We start from the raw sequence: 20,060 nt of genomic DNA, 5'->3' as shown, positions 1-20,060 counted from the left end.
GAGTGTGGATAAACGAAGATCCCCCCAGTACCGTGTGGCCGTCCCGGGGGCAACCTCTGCCCCGTCAGCATCCGTACCGCAGTGGGGAGTTCGGCATGGACAGACGGAGCTTCAACCGGCGGATGCTCGTGGGTGGGGTGGCCGCCACGGCCGGGGTGACATCGTTGTCGCTGGCCTCCGCGCCCGAGGCGAGTACGGCCGAAGGGCCGAAGACCGCGCCGGCGGGCGGCGAGGTGCGCCGTATCAAGATGTACGCCGAGAAGCTGCCGGACGGGCAGATGGGCTACGGCCTGGAGAAGGGCAAGGCGTCCATCCCCGGCCCGCTGATCGAGCTCAACGAGGGCGACACGCTGCACATCGAGTTCGAGAACCTGATGGACGTGAACGCCAGCCTCCACGTCCACGGCATGGACTACGAGATCTCCAGCGACGGCACGAAGCACACCAAGAGTGATGTCGAGCCGGGCGGCAAGCGCACGTACACCTGGCGCACGCACACCCCGGGCCGCCGCAAGGACGGCACGTGGCGCCCGGGTACGGCGGGCTACTGGCACTACCACGACCACGTGGTCGGCACCGACCACGGCACGGGCGGCGTGCGCAAGGGCCTCTACGGCGCGCTGATCGTGCGCCGCAAGGGCGACCTGCTGCCGGACAAGACCTTCACGATCGTCTTCAACGACATGACGATCAACAACAAGGCCGGCCACGACAGCCCCAACTTCGAGGCCACGGTGGGCGATCGGGTCGAGTTCGTCTCGATCACGCACGGCGAGTACTACCACACCTTCCACGTCCACGGTCACCGCTGGGCGGACAACCGCACGGGGTTGCTGACCGGACTCGAGGACCCCAGCCAGATTCTCGACGACAAGATCACGGGGCCGGGGGACTCGTTCGGTTTCCAGGTGATCGCGGGGGAGGGGGTCGGCGCGGGCGCGTGGATGTACCACTGCCATGTGCAGAGCCACTCGGACATGGGGATGGCGGGGTTGTTCCTCGTGAAGAAGGCGGACGGGACCATCCCGGATTATGAGCCGCATCATGCGGCGGCCGGGGCTGCCGAGGAGTCCGGGGCGTCCGGGCACGATCACGGCTAGGGCCTGACCCATCGGACAGGCCCTAGGCGTCGGCGCGGAGGTCGCGCAGGAGCTCGTCGAGCATATCGATGCGGTCCTCCGGATCGGGGTAGGCGTCCGGGGCCTCACTGTGGTTGGCCCAGCCGGATGCTCGCAGGCGCTCCAGGCGTTCGACGAGGCGAGGGCGGATGTCCGGCGAGAGACGGAAACCGTGGTTCAGGGCGGCGAAGGTGTACGCCGACAGGAACTCCCAGTGCACATCGGTTGATTCGAGTTCGCGCAGGAGACGGTCGTAGGCGTCCGGCGTGCCGCGCTGGAGCGCATCGCGGAGGCTGAGCGCGCGGATCTCCGGGACGCCGGAGTCGGCGTGCCGTTGCAGGGCGTCGAAGGCGGCCCACGAGTTGCGTTCCTCGGCGCAGCGGAGACCGGCAAGCGTCCTGGCGGCGCTCACGCGGACGCCCCGGTCGGCATCGTGCTCGAACAGGTCGATCAGGGCGTGCACGGCCTCGCCCTCCGACGGGGAGCCCTCGACCATCGGGTCGAGGCCCTCGGCGGCTGCGCTGCGAACCCTGGCGTCGGCGTGCCGCAGTGCGTCGAGGAACAACGGGAGGGGCGGGGCCTCCAGCGGCTCGTTCATGTGCAACCCGTCGTAGCAGCACAGCAGTTCGCTCAAAGCGACGGCGTCGGGCGGGCCATCGGCAAGGCGGTCGAGGGTCTCGCGGATCCGGCGGTACCGGAACACGCCGTTGAACAGCAGCACCGCGGACAGCGCCTCGACGCCGAGCGCCACCCGGTCCGGGTCCTCGTCGTCGCACAGGGCCAGGGCCTCGTCGATCAGCAGGCAGGACCGCGCGCGGTCCGTCCAGGACTCGACCTCGGGCTGTTCGGCAAGATCCGTCAGCACGTCCGTGCGTTCGGGGCCGCCCGGAGCGAGCGGGAGCGCCTTCGCGAGGGCGTCGCGTGTCCTGGACCGCAGCCGGTCCGACTCGTCGGCGGGCAGGGGTACCGCTCGCCGCGCCACGACGCAGGCCAGCATGACGGCGACACCGAAGCGCACCTCGTACGCGAAGCTGTCGGGTCGGCCCGCGTGAGCGAGACCCTGCGCGGTCCAGTCGTGGTCCCGTATCTGGCGGAGTCGGTCTCGCGCATCGTCCCGTGCGTCGGGGGAGATCTCACTCGGCGCCGGGGCGCCGCCGAGGTCTGCCGTCAGCGCCGTCCACTCCCGCAGAAATCCCTCGGGGTCGTCCAGGTTCGCGGCGAAGACCGCCTCCGTCCGCTCGCGGATCGCGCGGTCGCGGCGCAGGACATCGGCGAAGCTGCTCGCGAAGGAGTCGAAAGGTTCGTTCACCGACTGCTCGCGCTCCAGGGCCTGCGCCAACTCCCGCAGCGCCCATGCCGGATCGGCGTTCGCCGCCGCGTCGGCCGCCGCCTTGCCCCGGACGTCCGGGTCCGCGTCCCGCAGCGCGGCGGCCAACTCTTCGTGCAGCTCTGCCTGCCTGCGCTCTCTCCGCTTCTTGAACATGAGGACACCGTATGGGGCGGGCGCTGTACGGCTACTGCCCCCGCAGGAGATCCAGCAGGTCGGACAGCAGCTGCGCCCTCTCCGCGCCCGTGAAGTCCGAGGAGATGTCCCGGTCGGCCCACGCCGTGTCGCGCAACGCCTCGACGCGCTGAATGAGTGCCTTGCGCTGGGAGCGCGAGGGGAGGACGAAGCCGGATCCGCCGGGCACGTTTCCCAGGGCCAGGAGCAACTGCCAGTGTGCAGAAGGGGATTCGAGCCCGGACAGGAGCCGGTCGTATGCGTCCGGGGCGCCGCGCCGCAGCGCGTCGGCGACGCTGTGCGCGAGGATCTCCGGTACGTCCGAGTCCGCCTGGCGCTCCAAGGCCTCGGAGGCGATGCGCGCGTGGTGTTCGTCGCCGTAGTTCAGCCACCGCAGTGCCAAGGCCGCGCGGCGGCGCACACCCGTGTCCGAGTCGTTCTCCAGGAGGCCGACGAGGCCCTCCACGGCTTCCGCTTCGGCAGGGGAGCCGGCGGCTATCGGGTCGAGGCTCTCCGCTGCCGCGGCGCGGACGACAGGGTCGGGATGGCGCAGCGAGTCGAGCAACAGCGGGAGGGGCGGGTCGTCCAGGGGCATCGGCATGTGCAGATGGCTGTAGCACTGCAGGATCCGGCTCAGCAGGAAAGGGTTCTCCTGGGCCTCGCGGGCGACCAGGCCGTCGAGGATCTCGCGCACCCGGTCGCGGCGGACCACCTCGCCGAAGAGGAGCTTGGCCAGGAGCTCGGCGCCCAGCGTCACCAAGTCCTGTTCCTCGCTGGTGCACAGGTCAAGCGCTTCGTCGATGAGTACGCCCGCACGGGCACGGTCGGTCCATGACTCGACCACGGGGGACTTGGTCAACGGGGCGAGGGCGGCGGCCCGTTCGTCGCTGCCCGGCGAGTGCGGCAGGGCCTTCCTGAGCACGGCGCGCGTATCAGCTCGGAGCCGCTCCGCCTCCTCCTCCGACACCGGCGCGTTCTGGAGCAGCACGACGCAGGCCAGCATGACGGCGATGTCGAACGCCAGGTCGTAGGCGAAGCCGCCCGGCTGTCCGCGGCCGACGATGCCGTCGGCCGTCCAGCCCTCGCGGCGTACGGCGCTGAGGCGGCCCCGCATGTCGTCGCGCAGGTCGTCGTCGATGTCCCGCACGGCAGGGCCGCCGCCGAGCTCCGCCGTGAGTGAGGTCCAGGCCTGGATGAAGCCTTCGGGGTCGTCCAGGTGCTGCGCGAAGACCTGTTCCGTCCGTTCGCGGATCGGCCGCTCGCGGCGCAGCGCGGCCGCGAAGCCGCTCACCACCGTCCCGGAGAAGTCCTCCGCCCACGGTTCGCGCTCCACGGCCCGCACCAGTTCGCGCAGCGCCCATTCCTGGTCGTCATTCTCGGCGACCTCGGCCGCCGCCTTGCTCCGGACCTCAGGGTCCGTGTCCCGCAGCCTGGCGGCGAGGTCCTCGCGCAGCTCCGCCCGCTTGCGTGCTCTCCGGTTCGCCAACATCCCGACAGCGTAGGCGGGGCGCCACGCGGGCCGACGGCGGGTTCAGATGCTGATGTCGAGGACCGCCCACGCCGTGTACGGCTCCTCCTGTACGTAGACGCGCGGGCCACGGCTTACGGTCCGGCGGCGCCCGAGCGGGGTGCCGCCGGGCCCGACAAGACGTCCGGTCGAGACCGGGCGTACCTGGTCGTAAGTGACCTCGGCGTCGACGAGACGGTCGCGGTCGTCGCCGTACCCGCCGACGAACGTCGCCCGGCCCGCGGACACGGCCAACGCCGCGGCGCCCGTCACGGAGTTCACGCGTGGCCGCACCTTGCCGTCGGGGTGGATCTCCACGAGTGCGAAGTCGTTGTAGGCGCAGACCCATACGCCGTCCTCGCTCACGTTGAGCGCGTAGCAGTCGTAGATCTCGCCCGCGCCCTCCACCGCCTCGTACGCCCACAGCGGTTCGCCCTCGGCGCTCCAGCAGCGCAGGCCGGGACGGCTGAGCTCGTCGTCCCCGAAGACGCCTTCGTCGAAGTGGCCGACCCACAGCCGGCCTGCCGGGTCGACCAGGAACTGCTCGATCGCGTCCCCGACGCGGAACGTCCACGACTCACGGCCCAGCGCGTCGTACACCTGCACATGCTGCTCGCTCCTGCGGCTGCGCGCGTCGGCGACGACGAAGCCACCGTCCGGGAGCGCGTCGATCCGGGGGAACCGGGCGCGGAGCGCGCTGAGTTCCGTCGCGTGGTCCCGTCCTTCGGCGTCGACGGTGACGACCAGGGCGTCGTACGGCTTGAGCGCGCCAGGCCCGGGCTTCGGTTCGCGCGCGGCGACGAGCCAGTGCGTGGACCCGAAGGCGTCGACGGTGCTGTGGGCGATGTGGCGGTCGTGGTACCTGCGCGGCAGGCGTGCGTACGGGGCGAGGGGCGTCGGAGGCGTTTCCTGAGGGCTGTGCCCGGCAACGGAGGCGCTGTGCCCGGTAACGGTGTTGGTGTCCACGGCAACGGGGGTGCTGTGGTCGGCATCGGCCTTTCTGGTCGTCATGTGGAGATCCTGTACGACACACGGATCGTCGTGCCAACCCTTTACCCGGGGATACACGTTGGGTGTACTCCTTGTACGGATCACCCCTGCGCGACCCGCACGTCGCAGTACGCCCGCAGCCGCGAACCGTCCCCCGAGGGAGCCGAGTTGAGCAAGGACAGCGAGTACGACTACGTCATCGTCGGTGCCGGATCCGCGGGATGTGTGCTTGCCGCGCGGCTTTCGGAGGATCCCGCGACGCGGGTGGTCCTCGTGGAGTCGGGGCCGCGGGACCGCAAGCCCGAGATCCGGATCCCGGCCGCCTTCCCGAAGTTGTTCAAGACGCCCTACGACTGGAACTTCTCCACCGCGAAGCAGGCCGCCCTCGACGGCCGTGAACTCTTCTGGCCCCGCGGCCACATGCTCGGCGGCTCGTCGTCGATGAACGCCATGATGTGGGTGCGCGGGCACCGCGACGACTACGACGCCTGGGGCGAGGCGGCGGGCCCCGAGTGGTCCTACGAGGAGTTCGAGCGGTACTTCCGGCGTGCCGAGCGGTGGACGGGCCCGGCGGGCGCCGGCAGCGTCTACGGAACGGAAGGGCCGCTCTGGATCTCGCCGCCGCGCGCCCTCAACACGACCACGCCCGCGTTCCTCGACGCCTGCCGCGCGGCGGGCCTGACCGAACTGAACGAACTGAACGGCCCCGACAACGGCGGCTTCGCGCTCACCCCGCTCAACCAGCGCGGCGGCCGCCGCTGGAGCGCCGCCGACGGCTATCTCAGGACGGCGGGGCGCCGCCGCAACCTGCACATCCTGACCGACGCGCGGGTCCGCAGGCTGGAGTTCGACGGGACACGCGTGGCCGGTGTGATCGCCGACGGCGTGCCCGGCAAGCTGATCGCCCGCCGCGAAGTGATCCTCAGCGCCGGTGCCATCGGCTCCCCGCAACTGCTCCAGGCTTCGGGCGTCGGCGACCCCGACGCACTCGCCAAGGCGGGCATCGAGACCCGTGTCGCCGCACCCGACGTGGGCCGTCACCTCCAGGACCACCTCGCCTACTCGGTCACCATGCGCTGCCCGCGGCCCGTCACCCTGACCGGCGCCGACTCCCTCGCCAACGTCGGACGCTTCCTGCTCGGCAGGCGCGGCCCCCTGACGTCCAACGTCGCCGAGGCCGTCGCCTTCATCAGGACGAGGCCCGAACTGACCGCCCCCGACATCGAGTTGATCTACGCCCCCGTGCCGTTCGTCGACCACGGGCTCGTACCGCCCACCGAGCACGGCATCACCATCGGCGTGGTCCTCCTCCAGCCGCAGAGCGAGGGCCGGATCACCCCCACCCGGCCGGGGGTCTCCGCGCCGCCCCGCATCGACCCCGGCTATCTGACGGCCGACGCCGACATCGCCACCCTCGTCGCCGGGGTGCGCCGCGCCGAGGAACTCCTCGCGGGCAGCGCCCTTGCCCCGTACACGTCGGGCCCGCTCGAGCCGTATCCGGGGACCGTCGACGACGACACCCTTGCCCGGTCGATCCGCGGCTCCGCCGAGACGCTCTACCACCCGGTCGGCACCTGCCGGATGGGCGGCGACGAGCGGTCGGTCACCGATCCGACGCTGCGCGTGCGCGGCGTGCAGGCGCTGCGGGTGGTCGACGCGTCGGTGATGCCGAGGATCACCCGCGGCCACACCCACGCGCCCACGGTCGCCCTCGCGGAGAAGGCGGCGGAGCTGATCAGGGCGGACGCGCGGCGGTGACCGGGCGAACCCCGCAGGCCGAGGCCGTCCGGTGTGCCCGGCGGCCGTATTCTGACCGGCGGACGATCCGCCGGCGGACGATCGGCCGCAGTCCCTGATCCGCCGCAGTCCTTGATTCACCGCAGTCTTGATGCACCGCAGTCCTTGAGGAGCCCCAGGTGACCGAGCCGCCGTCGAGCGCCGCCGCGCGCCCCACGCTGGAGGCGGTGGCCGCCCGCGCCGGGGTCTCCCGGGCCACGGTGTCCCGCGTCGTGAACGGCGACACGGGGGTGCGCGATGAGCTCGCCGAGAAGGTCAGGCACGCGGTCGACGAGCTCGGCTACGTACCGAACCGCGCCGCCCGCAGCCTGGTCACCCGCCGCCACGACGCGGTCGCCGTCGTGATCGCCGAACCGGAGACACGGGTCTTCGCCGACCCGTTCTTCGCGCTGCAGCTGCGCGGCATCAGCAAGGAGCTGACCTCGCGCGACGTGCAGCTCGTGCTGCTCCTGACCGAGGGGCGCGACGATCACGAGCGGGTGGGCCGCTATCTGTCGGGCGGCCATGTCGACGGCGCGCTCGTCTTCTCCCTGCACCTCGACGATCCGCTGCCCGGCATCATCCAGGGTGCCGGGGTGCCGACGGTGTTCGGCGGCCGCCCGGGGTGGCCCGACGGTACGGCCACATCGCCGTACGTCGACTGCGACAACCGCGGGGGCGCGCGGGCCGCGGTCCGCCATCTGGTCTCGCTGGGCCGCACACGCGTCGCGCACATCACCGGCCCCCTTGACCAGACATCGGCGGTGGACCGGCTCGACGGCTACCGCGACGTCCTGCCGGAGGCGGGGGACGCGTACGTCGCCGAGGGCGACTTCACGCCGGCCGGCGGGGAGCGGGCGATGCGTGAACTTCTCGACCGCTGCCCGGACTTGGACGCCGTCTTCGCCGCCAACGACCTCTCGGCATCGGGCGCGCTCCGGGTGCTCCACGAGCGGGGGATGCGGGTGCCGGAGGACGTCGCGCTGGTCGGCTTCGACGACATGCTGCCGGTGGCCGAGCAGACATCACCCCCGCTGACGACGGTGCGGCAGGACATCGAGGAGATGGGGCGGCTGATGGCGCGCATGCTGCTGTCGCGGGGCGGCCCGGAGGAGAGCGTCGTCCTGCCGACGGAGCTGGTGCGCAGGGGGTCGGCGTAGGCGGCCGGACGGACCAGCGCGCCGCACGAAAGGGTGCCCTCGTTACCCCGCGCGGCTCACCGGTGTTTCCGCCGCGCGCCGCCCGGGTGAGGCTCGAAGCGGTATTTCCCCTCATCAGGAGGTAGACCCATGCGCAAGTGCGCGATCCTGGCAGCGGCGGCCCTTGCCGCGGTCACCGTCATCGGCGGGGCCGGTTCCGCCATCGCCGGTCCCGGCCCCGGCCCCGGTCCCGGCGCCTTCGCGGAGGGCGTGGTGGCGAACTCGCCCGGCGTCCTCAGCGGCAACCTCGTGCAAGTGCCCGTCCACTTTCCCATCAACGTCTGCGGCAACTCCGTGAATCTCATCGGCGCCCTCAACCCCGCCGTGGGCAACAGCTGCAGGTAGGTCTGCCGACGGAAGCCCCGTCGCGTACCGAACGCGACGGGGCTTCCGCGTGGCGGGCTACGCCCCGAACACTTCGCCGGGCTACGCCCCGTCCACTTCGCCGGGCTACGCCCCGTCCACTTCGCCGGGCTACGCCCCGACACTCACCGTGAACCTGCGCGGATTGCCGTCGTGCGCCGCCCCGGACACATCCGGCTCCCCGTCCGGCCGGACATCGTCGTACGGAAACGCGTACCCGATGGGGGAGTTCGCGTGCACCACCCGCGCCCAGTGATTCGTCACCGCGTCCTTGTAGTAGTCCCCGGAGCCCGCCCCGTTCGGCTGCTCGGCATGCGTCAGCATGATGCTCCGGTTGAACCCCGCCGCGAGCCGCGCGAGCAGCCCCTTCTTGTCGTCGGAGTCCGCGGGGTCATTGGTGAACGGCCCGTGGTTGCAGGTGAAGATGTCCTTCGACGTCGGCTTCGCGAACGTGTGCCCGCCGTCGAACGTCAGCGTGTCACCGCTCACCCGCCCGGTGAACACACCACGGCCGCCCTGCAGGTCGATCTTGAGGTCGGTGCCCCGGTACTTCTCCCACACCTGGTCGATGTAGCTGTTCCACACGTCGCGGAACGGCATCTCGTCGGGCCGGTCGAAGTACGGGGCCATGAGGTTCTGCGGTGAGATGACCCGCAGTACGTCCCCGCCGTCGCCCCGGATCACCAGATCGCCCCACGGCTGACCGTCCTTCTCGCCCTGCGCGACGAGATCGGCGGCGATCTTGTCGACGGCCCCGTCGGGCAGCGGGGCGACGGTGTGCTTGGCGTCGCCCTCCAGGGTCAGACCGATGGGGAGGGCCGTGACGAGATCGACATAGCTGATGTTGGCGTACAACTGCGTGCTGTTGAAGGTGAATTCGCAGAACGACCAGGTGCGCCCGTAGTTGGGGTCCTCCTTGGTCGCGAAGGCGGGCTCGACCAGGGACGGGCCCGGGTTGAGGAAGAAGTCCAGCTTGTCGTCCCGCACGAAGTAGACCCGGGCGCCGAACATTTGAGGCAACGTCAGAACCTTGGGTTCGGAACCGGCCGCGCCGAGCGGAATGGAACAGTCGACCGGGAGCGGCGTCTGCGGGGCCGACGGCGAGTCGGGCCGGTAGACACCGCCGTCCGGCTTGAGCAGCACCCAGCGGTCGGTGCCCTGCTCGTGCCCGGTGACGTAGGCGCGCACCTCGCCGGCCAACGACTTGTTCTGCAGGGCGAGTTCACAGGTGGCGGGCGCCGCCTTGGCGTCGGGGCTGAGGAGGCTGCCCCAGGCGGGATAGGTCAGGGCTCCGGCGGCACCGGCTGCGGACGACAGAAATACGCGACGCGATATCACGGAAGGTCTCCCGGGATGTGGGGTGTGGGGGTGTGGGGGCGTGGGGGCGTGCCCGGCGTGCGGTGAGACCACTGTTGCGTCAGGGAAATCCGGCGTCAAGAGATGTGGCTGAGAGCGCTCTCAGAAATGTCGTTCCTTCACAAGGTGGCGGTCCGCGTGCGTTGTCAGTGCCAGGTGCCAGACTCGGAAGAACGGAAGCGAGATGCGACAAAGGAGTCGATCATGCTCAGTACCCGTTTCCTCACGGGTGCCCCTGTGTGGGTGGACCTCGGCACTCCGGATCTGGACAGTGCCAACGCCTTCTACCGCGCGCTCTTCGGCTGGGAGTTCCAGTCGGCCGGCGCGGAATTCGGTGGATACGGCATGTATCAGTCGGACGGAAAGACCGTGGCGGGCGCCATGACCGTCCCCGCCGAGGAGGCCCCGCCGGCCTGGACGCTCTACTTCAAGACGCCGGACGCCGACGCGACGAGCAAGGCGGTCGAGCAGGCGGGCGGCGCCGTCAAGTACGAGGCCATGGACGTCGGAGACCTGGGCCGCATGGCGGTGTTCACCGACGCCCAGGGTGTCGGCTTCGCCGTCTGGCAGCCGGGCACGAACCAGGGGCTCGACCTCGTCGACGCGCCGAACAGCATGAACTGGACCGAGCTGTACACGCCGGACATCGCAGCGGCCGCCGCGTTCTACGGCACGGTCTTCGGCTGGGGCACCACCACCCAGTCCTTCCCCGGCGGTTCGTACACGATGATTCACCCCGCCGAAGGCACCGCGGACGACATGTTCGGCGGCCTGTGGCCGCTGGCCGACGCCCCGGAGGAAGCCGAGGGCGGGGCCTACTGGACTCCGTACTTCCAGGTGACCGACATCGACGCGGTGCTCGCCAAGGTCGAGCCCGCCGGGGGCACGGTGCGGGTGCCGCGGATGGACCTGGAGGGCGTCGGCAGCTTCGCCAAGCTCGCCGATCCGTCCGGGGCGCGGTTCGCGCTGATGCAGCCGGCGCTGAGCGCGGGCTGAGGATGTCGACCGTCCGGCGTCGCCCGGCCACCGGGGGCGACGCCGGGCAGTCCGGAGGGGCGAGCGGCGCGCCGAAGCGGCGTGCTGACGCGGCGCGTGGAGAACGGCCGAAACGCGTCGCCGCGCCGCGTTGATCGTTCGTTGATCGGTTGTTTCGCGCGCCCTGCCAGCATCATCGGCATGAAGATCGACATGACCACCGAGCCGGAACTCGCCTGGCAGGAGCAGGCGCTGTGTGCGCAGACGGGCTCCGACTTCTTCTTCCCCGAACCGGGCAGCTCCGTGCGCGAGGCAAAGTACATCTGCCAGCTCTGCGAGATGCGCCCCGCCTGTCTCGAATACGCCCTGGCCCATGACGAGCGGTTCGGCGTCTGGGGCGGGCTCTCCGAGAAGGAGCGGCTCCACCTCAGGCGTAGGTGACCTTCTCGGGCGTACGTGTCTCACGCGTAGGTGACCGTGAACCTCCTCGTCCCTGCCGGTACGCGCACATCGTCGCCCGCGACCGTCAGATCCCGGCCGTCCGCGGTCGCCGACCGCACCGAGCCGAACCGGCACGGATAGACATAGCGGACCCGCTCCGGTGACCTGGTGATGTCCACGGTGACCTTCCGCGCGCCCGCGTCATGGGTGAGGCGGTAGCCGAACGGCGCGCCGAACAGGTTCGGGGCGTCATCGACGGCCACCGAATCGCCGTCCGGCACCCAGTGCGGACGTACACCCGGAGCGATGTACAGGTGCGGATCGCGGTCCTCGTCGGCCTCGAAGAAGAGGATGTCGCGGAGCAGCAGCAGATACTCGGCCGCCGCCCATCCGTGCGGGATGTCCCCCATGTACCAGTGGCGGCCGGGGACTTCGCGGTAGTCGGACGCGATGGGGAAGGCGTGCTGCTCGTTCCACGCGCCGAGCGCCACCGCACGCTCCTCGGTGCGCGGCATGGACGCGCCCACGATCCAGCCGAGCAGCGCGTCCATCCGCGCCGCGTCACCGGCCAGGAGGTAGGCGTGCGCCAACTGCGTCGTCAGGTAAGGCCCGTAGGTGTTCCACGCCGCCTCGTGCCGGTAGCCGCCGGTCACGAAGTGGGCGTACATCGTGTCGAGCGTGTGGCGTGCCGCCCGGTCGATGTCCTCGCCCAGCTTGCTGCCCATGTGCAGCCGCAGCGGATGGAAGAACGCCGCCGTGCCGATCATCGTCGAGTCGAGCCGGCCGACGTCGGCGGGTCCGGTCGGTATGTACGTCTCCCAGGCGCCGCGCCGCCGCTGTTCCTCAAGGACCCAGCGCACCGATGCGGCCGTCGCGCGCTTCAAGTCGTCGAAGGCGCCCCAGAGTTCCGGTACGTCGGGGGATCCGATGCGCTCCGCGAGCCGCGCCGCCTCGTACAGCCCGGCCAGGCCCCACAGGTCGTCCCAGTAGTGCGGCTTGTCGCGCTCGCCGAGGTGCTCGGCGCTCCAGCCGCTGTGCAGCAGGCCGTACTGGTCGCGGTTGTCCCGCAGCCACCGGGCGCCGTCGATGACGTACGGCGTGTAGAGCTTCGCGCCGAAGGCGGCGGACCGGCCGCGCGTACGGTCGAAGCGGCCGATCGCCCACAGCGCCTGGCCGTTGCTGTCCCACTCGCGGTCGTCCTTCTCGTGCGGGCCGCCGTAGAAGCCGTACTCGGCGCACGGCCCGATCCGGCCCGTCCCGCGGTTGAACTTGAGCGGGTAGTGCGTGCCCAACTGGTGCTCGGCCAGGGCCGAATCGCCCACCAGCGAGCACGCCGTGGCCTCGACGGACGAGTCGCGGATCCAGAAGGAGTCGTACACCGTAGGACCGGGATGGATCTCGCCGTGGTCGGAGAGGATCAGGAGCTGTGAGCGGCACTGCCGGAAGCGGTCCGTCAAGTGGGCGACGGGTGAAGGCAGTTCGGGCTGTACGCCCTGTGAGAGGAGCTTGTCCGTCCAGAAGTCGCGGTTGGCCTCCTCCAGGCGGGCGGCGGGAGTGGCCTTGATCTCGGCCAGGTCGGCGGCCCCGCTGTACAGATCGACCGGGAGCCGGACGTCGAGCTCGAACAGGTCGTCGTCCGCGACCCGGTAGGGCCAGGCGAACGCCGCACTGCACAGGCCCGCGATCTGGTCCTGGGCGCGCAGCGCGCCGTTCAGTTTGCCGCCGTTGACCAGGTCGTGGAACGGGCTGTGCGTGAGATAGGCGTCGGGGTCGTACGTGAAGTCCGGGTTGCCGTACACGCCGTACTGCTCGGGAGCCGTGTCGAACACCGGGCCCCACCCGCTGTTGGTCTCCACCCGCCCCTCGTCCGGCAGATGGCGCAGGAACGTCAGGCGCCGGTCGGTGATCTGGCGGCCGTTGCGGTCGTGCCGCTGGAAACCGCTCGGCCCCGCCGGCATGACCGCCGCACAGAGCCAGCCCTCGCGCGGCTGCCCGGTCGCGCTGCCCACCGTCAGGCGGGTCACGACCAGATCGCGCTGCCGGGCGCCGACGGCGGTCGCGAAGGTCCGCTGCACGAACTCGGTGCCGTCGGCCGTGCGGAACGTCGTCAGGACCACCGGCAGATGCGGTGCCTCCATGCGCTGCCCGACCGTCCCGCCGCCCGTCAACTGCGGCAGATGCAGGGCGCCGTTGGCCGGTTCGTAGAGGAAGAAGGAGAGACAGTACTTGTCGTAGACGGGCTCGATCTCGCCCGCCTGGCCGATCAGCGACTCCTGACGGTGGTCCTTCACACCCACCATGTGCCAGTAGCGGTACAGGGCGTTGGAGGCGAAGGCCGCCTCCTTGGACTCGTACGTCCCCTGGTCGAAGTCGTCGCTCCAGCGCCGGAAGGCCGCCTGCGCCCACCAGGGCACGGGATAGGGCATGCGTGCCCTGCCCGCCCAGCCGCGCCACATGACCTCGTAGAACATCCATTCATGGGTCTGCGCCATGGATTCCACCCCCGCTGCCCACCGTTGCACCGGGGCGGGCAGCCGTAAATCCGTTCGGCACCGCGGTCCTCGCACGGTTACCATCCGGGAGCGCGCGCGGACCGATCACCGCTGGTCCGCGCGTATGCGGGGTCCTGTAGAGCAGAGGCAGACTCGCCGCCACGGCATGGCGGATACGCCGGTTCGAATCCGGCCGGGACCACGGGCGGACGGCACGGGCGGGGCGGGACGGATGAGTGAGAGCAGCGGGATCGGCGAGAGCAGGGGGATCAGCGAGAGCGGCGGGATCAGCGCGGCGGACCTCGCGGTCTTCCACGACGTGGTCGGCAGGCTCCGCGAGCTGCCCGTCGACGACCCGGTGCGGCTGCGCGCCGAGCAGGTCGCCGCGTCCTTCGCCCGCGACGGGCGGCTCCGTCGGCGCAAGGCGCGCGGAGCCGAACTCTCCGCCGCCGACGCGGCCGTGATGGCCGCCACCGCCACCGGGGCCGACGACCGCCGCGAGGACGCGCCGCTGGTCGCCGAGAGCTCTAGGGGTGCCGCGGGGGTCTTCCGGCGCCCACGGCCCTGCTATGTCTGCAAGGCGTCGTATCGACAGGTCGACCCCTTCTACCACCGGCTCTGTCCCGACTGCGCCGCCGACAACCGCACCCGGCGCACGCTCACCACCGACCTGAGCGGGCGCCGCGCGCTGCTCACCGGCGGCCGCGTGAAGATCGGCTTCCAGCTGGCCCTGATGATGCTGCGCGACGGCGCCGAACTCCTGGTCACCAGCCGTTTCCCGCACGACACGGAGCGGCGCTTCCGTGCGGCGGAAGGCAGCGAGAAGTGGCTCGACCGGCTCACGGTGCTCGCCGTCGACCTGCGTGACCCCCGCCAAGTCCTCGGCCTGTGCGAGGAGTTGCGGCAGGAGGGCGAGCCGCTGGACATCCTGGTCAACAACGCCGCGCAGACGGTCCGGCGGCCACCGGAGTCGTACGCGGCGCTCACCGCGGGGGAGTTGGCGACGCTGCCCGCCGGCGCACGTGGTGCGCCCGGGTTCCGGCCGATGCGTGCCGTCGACGGCTCCGCCGCGCAGGGCGCCATCGCCCTGGTCCTTCGCGAGGCCGACGAGGCGGGGCTGCTGCCCGATCCCTCGCCGGAGAACTCCTGGTCGGCGCGTCTTGGCGACCTCGACCCCGCCGAGGTCCTGGAGACCCAGCTGGTCAACGCACTCGCCCCGGCCCTGCTCTGCGACCGGCTGCTGCCCCTGCTGCTCGCATCGCCGCACCCCCGTACGTACATCGTCAACGTCACGGCGGTCGAGGGCCGCTTCGCGGTGCGCAACAAGATGCCGGGGCACCCGCACACGAACATGGCGAAGGCCGCCCTGAACATGCTCACCCGCACCAGCGCGGCCGAACTCGCCGAGCGCGGCGTGCACATGTGCGCCGTCGACACCGGCTGGATCACGGACGAGAACCCGACGCCCAAGAAGGACCGCATCGCGGACGCGGGCTTCCGCACACCCCTCGACGTGGTGGACGGCGCCGCGCGGATCTACGACCCGATCGTGCGCGGCGAGGCGGGCGCACCCGTCTCCGGGGTGTTCCTCAAGGATTACCGGGAGGCGGAGTGGTGAACGACCCGACGGCCGTGAGCCCGTTCGCGTTCGCGGGAGTTCCGCGCGTAGTGCCACGCCCCGCCGCCGAACTGGCCCCGCTGCTCGACTGGTTGAGGGGCGGCCGCCCGGCGGGCGAGCGCCTCGACTTCGCGGCCGGGACGGTGCTTCCGGACGGGCGGCTCGACCTGTGCAAGCAGGCGCTCGGAGCGGAGGGCGCCGCGTTGGTCGCCGATGCGCTGCGGGGCAGCTCACATGCTGAACAGGCTTCTCCCGTACGTCACTTGCTGCTCGGAACCGATGGCCTGGGTGACGAGGGGGCGGCCACCGCGGCGGCCACCGCGACCGGAGCCAGGGGGGTCGAGACCCTCTACCTCGGCTGCAACGGCATCACGGCGGGCGGCGCCTGCCGCATCGCCGATCAGCTGCGGGCCTCGCCGCAGGTGGTGACGGGCGTCTGGCTCAAGCGCAATCCGCTGGGTGCGCAGGGCGGGGCCGCGGCGACCGAACTGATCGACTCCGTACGGACCTTGCGTACGCTCGACCTCGTGCAGACCGGGCTCGACGCGGCCGGGACCGCCGTCCTCGCCGACGCGTTGCTCGCGGCGTCCGCTGCGGGCCGACGCGTCGAGCGGGTTTTCCTGGGCGGCAATCCGCTCGGGCCGGCGGGCGCCGTGCCGCTTGCCGAGCTGGTCGCCGGGGGTGGGGTGCGCGAACTGTACGTATCGGCGGCTCAGTTGGGTGATGCGGGGGCACTGCGGATCGCGGAAGGTCTTGAGCGTGCGCCACGGGGTGCGCTCGACCGCCTCGCCGTCGCCAGCAACGGCATCGGGCCTCTGGTCGCCGCGCGCCTTGTCGCGGCCGCCGTGGCCGCCGGGGTCGAGCTGCTCGACCTCGGCCGGGTGCGGGCCGCGGGGGCGCTCGGCGCGGCGGACAACCGTGTCGACGACGCGGGCGCCATGGCCATGGCCGGGAGTCTCGCCGCGGGCGAGCATCGCTTGGCCCATCTGGTGCTCAGCCACACCGGACTGCGCAGCCGGGAGGCGCATCGGCTGCTTGACGCCGCCCCGCAGGCGCTGAGGCCTACGCGTTTTGTGCTTGGCCAGGGTGTTGCGGCCAGCGTCAAGCGGCGGCTTGCGGTGTTCAGTCGGGGCATACCCGCACCGTCGGTTCCGGCGGACGTCGCCGCCGTGCGCAGCGTGCATCGGTGAGGGCTCCGTTGGGCGTGTGGGGCCCCGGAGCCCGGGGGATACGATCCCCCCAAGGGCGGGGCCGTAGCGCAGAGGCAGTCGCGTCGGTCTCCAAAACCGGAACACGCTGGTTCGATTCCAGCCGCCCCGCCCCCTCACCTCTGCAATTCGCTGTCCCCGTGCCGGTCCCGCCAGGCAGAATCCGCGCATGGCACCGCCCGAGAAGACCGCCGCCCGTCATCTGCTCTCCGACCTCGATCCGCTGCCGTATCCGCGGCGGATGCGGGAGATCGCCGAGAGTGCGCAGGACTTCGCTGCGCGCGGTGCGCTGCGGTCGGTCCTGGAGGAGCTGGGGTGCGGTGGGGCGTACGAGCGCGGCGTGGCCATCGTGCTCGCCTGTGCCGGCGGGGACGCCGAGTGGACCGGGGCGCGGCTCGCCGACCCCGACCCCTTCGTGCGCGGGCACGCGCTGCGTGTCGCGGAGAGTCATCGGGTGCCGGACGCCGCCTTCGAGGCCGCGCTCGACGATGCCCCCGAAGCGGTGCGGCGGCAGTTGCTGCACGCGATCGTCGCCGGGCGCCGCACCGCGCTCGCCGATCGCGTCATCGGCCCGCTGCGGCGCGCGTGGGGTGACAGGGAGGCGGCCAGGCTGCTGCCCGGTTGTTCGGCCCCCGTGGTGGAACGGCTGCTGCCGGAGCTCTTCCACGCCGTAAGCGGATGGCGGCCGCTGGCGAAACGGCACGCGGGTGTGCTCATCGATGTGGCGGAACGTGAACTCGGCGCGCTGCCCGATGCGCTGCGGGACGGGTGGTGGCAGCGGTACGCGGCGGGGATCGCGGCGGCCACGGACGCCGAGCCGGTGCGGGTGCTCGACCTGCTGGAGCGCTGTGCACCCAGTGCCTTTCCTTCTCGACTCCGGTCGCATCTTGGCGTGTTCGCGGACGCGGCGCCGGGACGCGTACTGGCTGTCCTCACCGGGCCCTGGGGGTGGCCGCTGCGGCGCAGCGGTGGGGTCACGATGCCTGTGCTGCGCAAGCTGGTCCGTTCCGGTGTCCCCGAACTCCTCGCGTACGCCCGTGCCGTCGCCGACGACTCCACCGATCTCTCCCGGCTGATCCTCGCGCACCCGCCGGGGGAGCGGGCCGCCGTGTACGCGCGGGCCGTCGAGGGGCGCGGCGCGGGGTTCGTCACCGTCGACGGGGTCCTCCTCGGCGCGCTGCCCCGCGGTGCGGTTGCCGACGTGGCCCGGCGGATGGCCGAGCGAGCCAAGGAACAGGGCGGGCAGGGGAGTTCAGCCCTGCTCGCCGAGTCCTTCCTGCCCTGCGACGAGGTGCACGACCGGCTCGTGGCGGCGACCCGGCGGGCGTCCGCCGAGGAACGCGCCGAAGCCTGGCCGCTGCTCGTCCGCAATGCCGCCCGCTCCGGGGAACGCGCCCAAGTCACCGCCGTACTCGAAGAGATGACGCGACTGACCAACGAGCAGGACCCGGTGCGCTCCGCCGCCCTGTCCGCGCTCGCCGAGACCCGCCCCGCCCTCTTCGGCGCCGAGGCGGAACCGTTCCTCGACCGGATCTGTGCCGATGCCGTCGCGGCCCGCGACTCCTCGTACGGCACCCGCGGCGCACTCAGCCGCCTTGCCGTCGCCGTGCTGCGCGAGCACGCGGCGGGCGGGGAACGGGAGTTGGTGAACTGGGCGCTGCGCACCCTCGTCCGGATCTCGGGCAGCACCGGCGGCGCCGACCTCGGCCGCCTCGACCGCACACTGCGCCGCGGCCAGGAGCACCAGGTGTTCGAAGCGCTGCGCCCCTGGATCGAGGCGGGCGCCGAGAAGGCCGACTACAGCCTGACCTTCGCGCTCGCCCGCGCGGTCGGACGGCGCGCGCAGGGCATGGCGGAGCTCCAGGAACTTCTGTGGCAGGCCATCCGCTTCGGCAGCAACGCGACCGTGTCCAAGGCGATCGCCCTGTGGCTGGAACCGGCCGCGTCGCGAGACGAGCGCGTGGCGCGCGTTCTCGCACAGGAACCGTCGACGGGCGTGCTGACCCCGGTGTACTCGCTGCTGTGCGCCCGCCGCACGGACCTGCTCGACCAACTCCTGTCCGGTACGCCGCCGTACGGACGGTTTCTGACCAAGGGCGCGGCGTGGACCGTACCGGCCTGCGCCTGGCAGATCCGCCGCTGGCTGCCGCGTCAACAGGACGCACTGGTACGGCTGTTGGCTCGGGCTGCAAGTGACGCGGGGCTGCCGCAGTGGAACCGTGCGGCGGCCATCGCGCGCGGCGCGTGCATGCCCGGCGCGGGGGAGGAGCTCGTACGCCGCTGGACCGGATCGCCCGACACCGTGCTCGCCGAGGCGGCGCTCGGCGCGCTCGCCCACACCTCGCGGCCGGGAGACTCGCTGCCCGAGCTGCTGGCCCATGCGGGGGGTGAGCGGGCGCGCGTCGCGGTGTACGCGGCCACGCAGGCGTCCCGCCACGTCGCACCGTCCCGCCTCGCGGCGCTGTTGCGGGAGGTCCTGTGCGGTCGGGGCAAGAAGGTCACGAGCCGCAAGGAGGCCGCGCGGCTCGCTGCCGTACGGCTGCCCGCGCCCGAGGCGGCGGCGCTGCTCGGCGATGCCTACGAGGCGCCGGACGCCCACCGTGACGTACGGGCGGCGTGTGTCGCCTTCGCGGGCGGGCTGCTCGGCGAGAAGCGGGTCTGGGCGCTGCTGCGGGACGCCGCAGCGGGCGATGCGGTGCTGCGGACGGCCGTGCTGCGGGTGCGGCCGCTGGATCTGGCGGAGGGGCATCGGGAGCGGTACGCGCGCCTTGTGCGCGAGGCGGTGGGCACCGATGACGACGATGCGGCGGCCCTGGCGCTCTCGGCGCTCGCGCGGTGGGCCCCGTGGTCGCCCGACGCGGCCGCGGTCCTCGCGGACGCGGTCACCGATCTGTCGCGGCGGGCCACGTGGCAGGTGGCGGCTCGGGGGCTCGTGACGGCGGCGGCGACCGCGCCGCGCGGGGGAGAGGCGCTGTGCGGGGCGCTTGCGGCGCTGGCGGGCTCTGAAACGACCATGCTGCCGGGCCGGGATCTGCCCGCCCGTCGGCGGATCGAGTATCTGGCCCAGACGCTGGCCGAGGAAGGCGAGACGTATCGGATTCCCGCTCTGGCGGCGGGTGACGTGCTCGCCGGGTACGCGGACTACGTGCCGCAGGCCGCGGAAATCCTTGTGGCGGCGCTGGATGTCGACGCGGAGCCCGGTGCGGCGCTGCTGAGCCTTGGCCGGTTGCACGAGGGGCGGCCGGCGCTCGCCACGCGGACCGCGACAGCCCTCGGCGCCCGCTTCGCGGACAAGGAGCACACGAAGGAGTCCCTGCTGCTGCCCGTGGCGCACCGGCTCGCGGACGAGGGCGGCCATGCGGAGGGGCTCTTCGCCCTGGCGGTGACGGATTCGCTCGGCGAGCGCACGAACTGGCCCGAGCCTTGGCGGGACCTGCTGGTGTCCCTGCGACTCCATCCGGTCCCGGATGTCCGGGATGCGGCTCTGGCGGTGTGCACGGCGGATGAGTGACCCGC

At 71.9% G+C, this 20,060-nt stretch carries 14 protein-coding genes and 2 tRNA genes; 11 read left to right on the top strand and 5 right to left on the bottom strand.

The genetic code is table 11. The annotated features are described in order from the left end of the window. Positions 1–95: 95 nt before the first annotated feature. Positions 96–1,100 carry a multicopper oxidase domain-containing protein gene (locus AB0O76_RS22460; RefSeq protein ID WP_365493978.1) on the top strand — a complete coding sequence of 335 codons (1,005 nt, stop codon included), beginning with the start codon at positions 96–98 and terminating at the stop codon, positions 1,098–1,100. Positions 1,101–1,122: 22 nt separating this feature from the next. Here the strand turns inward: AB0O76_RS22460 and AB0O76_RS22455 are convergent, their stop codons facing one another. The 3 genes from AB0O76_RS22455 to AB0O76_RS22445 are packed head-to-tail and all read right to left on the bottom strand — an operon-like array spanning position 1,123 to position 5,137. Next, the gene (locus AB0O76_RS22455; RefSeq protein ID WP_365493975.1) at positions 1,123–2,601 is read right to left on the bottom strand and encodes a hypothetical protein; all 1,479 of its coding nucleotides are present in this window, start codon (positions 2,599–2,601) and stop codon (positions 1,123–1,125) included. Between the two features lie 31 nt (positions 2,602–2,632). Next, entirely contained in the window at positions 2,633–4,108 is a 1,476-nt protein-coding gene (locus AB0O76_RS22450) for a HEAT repeat domain-containing protein (protein ID WP_365493972.1), read from the bottom strand. Between the two features lie 42 nt (positions 4,109–4,150). Next, positions 4,151–5,137: a hypothetical protein gene (locus AB0O76_RS22445; protein ID WP_365493969.1), complete on the bottom strand. Its 987-nt coding sequence runs from the start codon at positions 5,135–5,137 to the stop codon at positions 4,151–4,153. A gap of 147 nt (positions 5,138–5,284) precedes the next feature. Between AB0O76_RS22445 and AB0O76_RS22440 the strand changes: the two genes are divergently transcribed. The 3 genes from AB0O76_RS22440 (at position 5,285) to AB0O76_RS22430 (ending at position 8,436) form a co-directional block, all read left to right on the top strand. Further along, entirely contained in the window at positions 5,285–6,874 is a 1,590-nt protein-coding gene (locus AB0O76_RS22440) for a GMC family oxidoreductase N-terminal domain-containing protein (protein WP_365493967.1), read from the top strand. Positions 6,875–7,032: 158 nt separating this feature from the next. Further along, on the top strand, positions 7,033–8,052 hold the full coding sequence (locus AB0O76_RS22435; protein ID WP_365493965.1) for a LacI family DNA-binding transcriptional regulator: 1,020 nt from the start codon (positions 7,033–7,035) through the stop codon (positions 8,050–8,052). Positions 8,053–8,181: 129 nt separating this feature from the next. Then, positions 8,182–8,436 carry a chaplin gene (locus tag AB0O76_RS22430; protein WP_365493962.1) on the top strand — a complete coding sequence of 85 codons (255 nt, stop codon included), beginning with the start codon at positions 8,182–8,184 and terminating at the stop codon, positions 8,434–8,436. A gap of 129 nt (positions 8,437–8,565) precedes the next feature. Here the strand turns inward: AB0O76_RS22430 and AB0O76_RS22425 are convergent, their stop codons facing one another. Beyond that, a complete protein-coding gene (locus AB0O76_RS22425; protein ID WP_365493959.1) occupies positions 8,566–9,792 on the bottom strand; it encodes a glycoside hydrolase family 64 protein in 1,227 nt (408 codons plus the stop codon). A gap of 222 nt (positions 9,793–10,014) precedes the next feature. Here AB0O76_RS22425 and AB0O76_RS22420 point away from each other — a divergent pair, with 222 nt between their 5' ends. Both AB0O76_RS22420 and AB0O76_RS22415 read left to right on the top strand, forming a co-directional pair. Next, entirely contained in the window at positions 10,015–10,806 is a 792-nt protein-coding gene (locus AB0O76_RS22420; protein ID WP_365493956.1) for a VOC family protein, read from the top strand. Between the two features lie 180 nt (positions 10,807–10,986). Then, on the top strand, positions 10,987–11,226 hold the full coding sequence (locus AB0O76_RS22415) for a WhiB family transcriptional regulator (protein ID WP_135333001.1): 240 nt from the start codon (positions 10,987–10,989) through the stop codon (positions 11,224–11,226). Between the two features lie 20 nt (positions 11,227–11,246). On the opposite strand, the gene AB0O76_RS22410 is transcribed toward AB0O76_RS22415, so the two are convergent. Beyond that, positions 11,247–13,718 carry a hypothetical protein gene (locus AB0O76_RS22410; protein ID WP_365493954.1) on the bottom strand — a complete coding sequence of 824 codons (2,472 nt, stop codon included), beginning with the start codon at positions 13,716–13,718 and terminating at the stop codon, positions 11,247–11,249. A 130-nt stretch (positions 13,719–13,848) separates the two neighbouring features. Here AB0O76_RS22410 and AB0O76_RS22405 point away from each other — a divergent pair. The 5 genes from AB0O76_RS22405 (at position 13,849) to AB0O76_RS22385 (ending at position 20,055) form a co-directional block, all read left to right on the top strand. Continuing rightward, positions 13,849–13,920 (top strand) — tRNA-Ala (locus AB0O76_RS22405). Between the two features lie 66 nt (positions 13,921–13,986). Continuing rightward, positions 13,987–15,336, top strand: coding sequence for an SDR family oxidoreductase (locus tag AB0O76_RS22400; protein ID WP_365494426.1), 1,350 nt, complete (start codon positions 13,987–13,989; stop codon positions 15,334–15,336). Continuing rightward, positions 15,333–16,526: a ribonuclease inhibitor gene (locus AB0O76_RS22395; protein ID WP_365493952.1), complete on the top strand. Its 1,194-nt coding sequence runs from the start codon at positions 15,333–15,335 to the stop codon at positions 16,524–16,526. The genes AB0O76_RS22400 and AB0O76_RS22395 overlap by 4 nt, the downstream gene beginning before the upstream one ends. 55 nt (positions 16,527–16,581) lie before the next feature. Further along, a tRNA-Trp gene (locus AB0O76_RS22390) sits at positions 16,582–16,657 on the top strand. A gap of 56 nt (positions 16,658–16,713) precedes the next feature. Further along, positions 16,714–20,055, top strand: coding sequence for a hypothetical protein (locus AB0O76_RS22385; RefSeq protein WP_365493949.1), 3,342 nt, complete (start codon positions 16,714–16,716; stop codon positions 20,053–20,055). The last annotated feature ends 5 nt before the right edge of the window (positions 20,056–20,060 follow it).

The organism is Streptomyces sp. NPDC086554, from assembly GCF_040686095.1.
GTDB lineage: Bacteria > Actinomycetota > Actinomycetes > Streptomycetales > Streptomycetaceae > Streptomyces.
The sequence above is the reverse complement of the archived record's forward strand: the minus strand, read 5'-3'. Positions and strand labels throughout refer to the sequence as shown.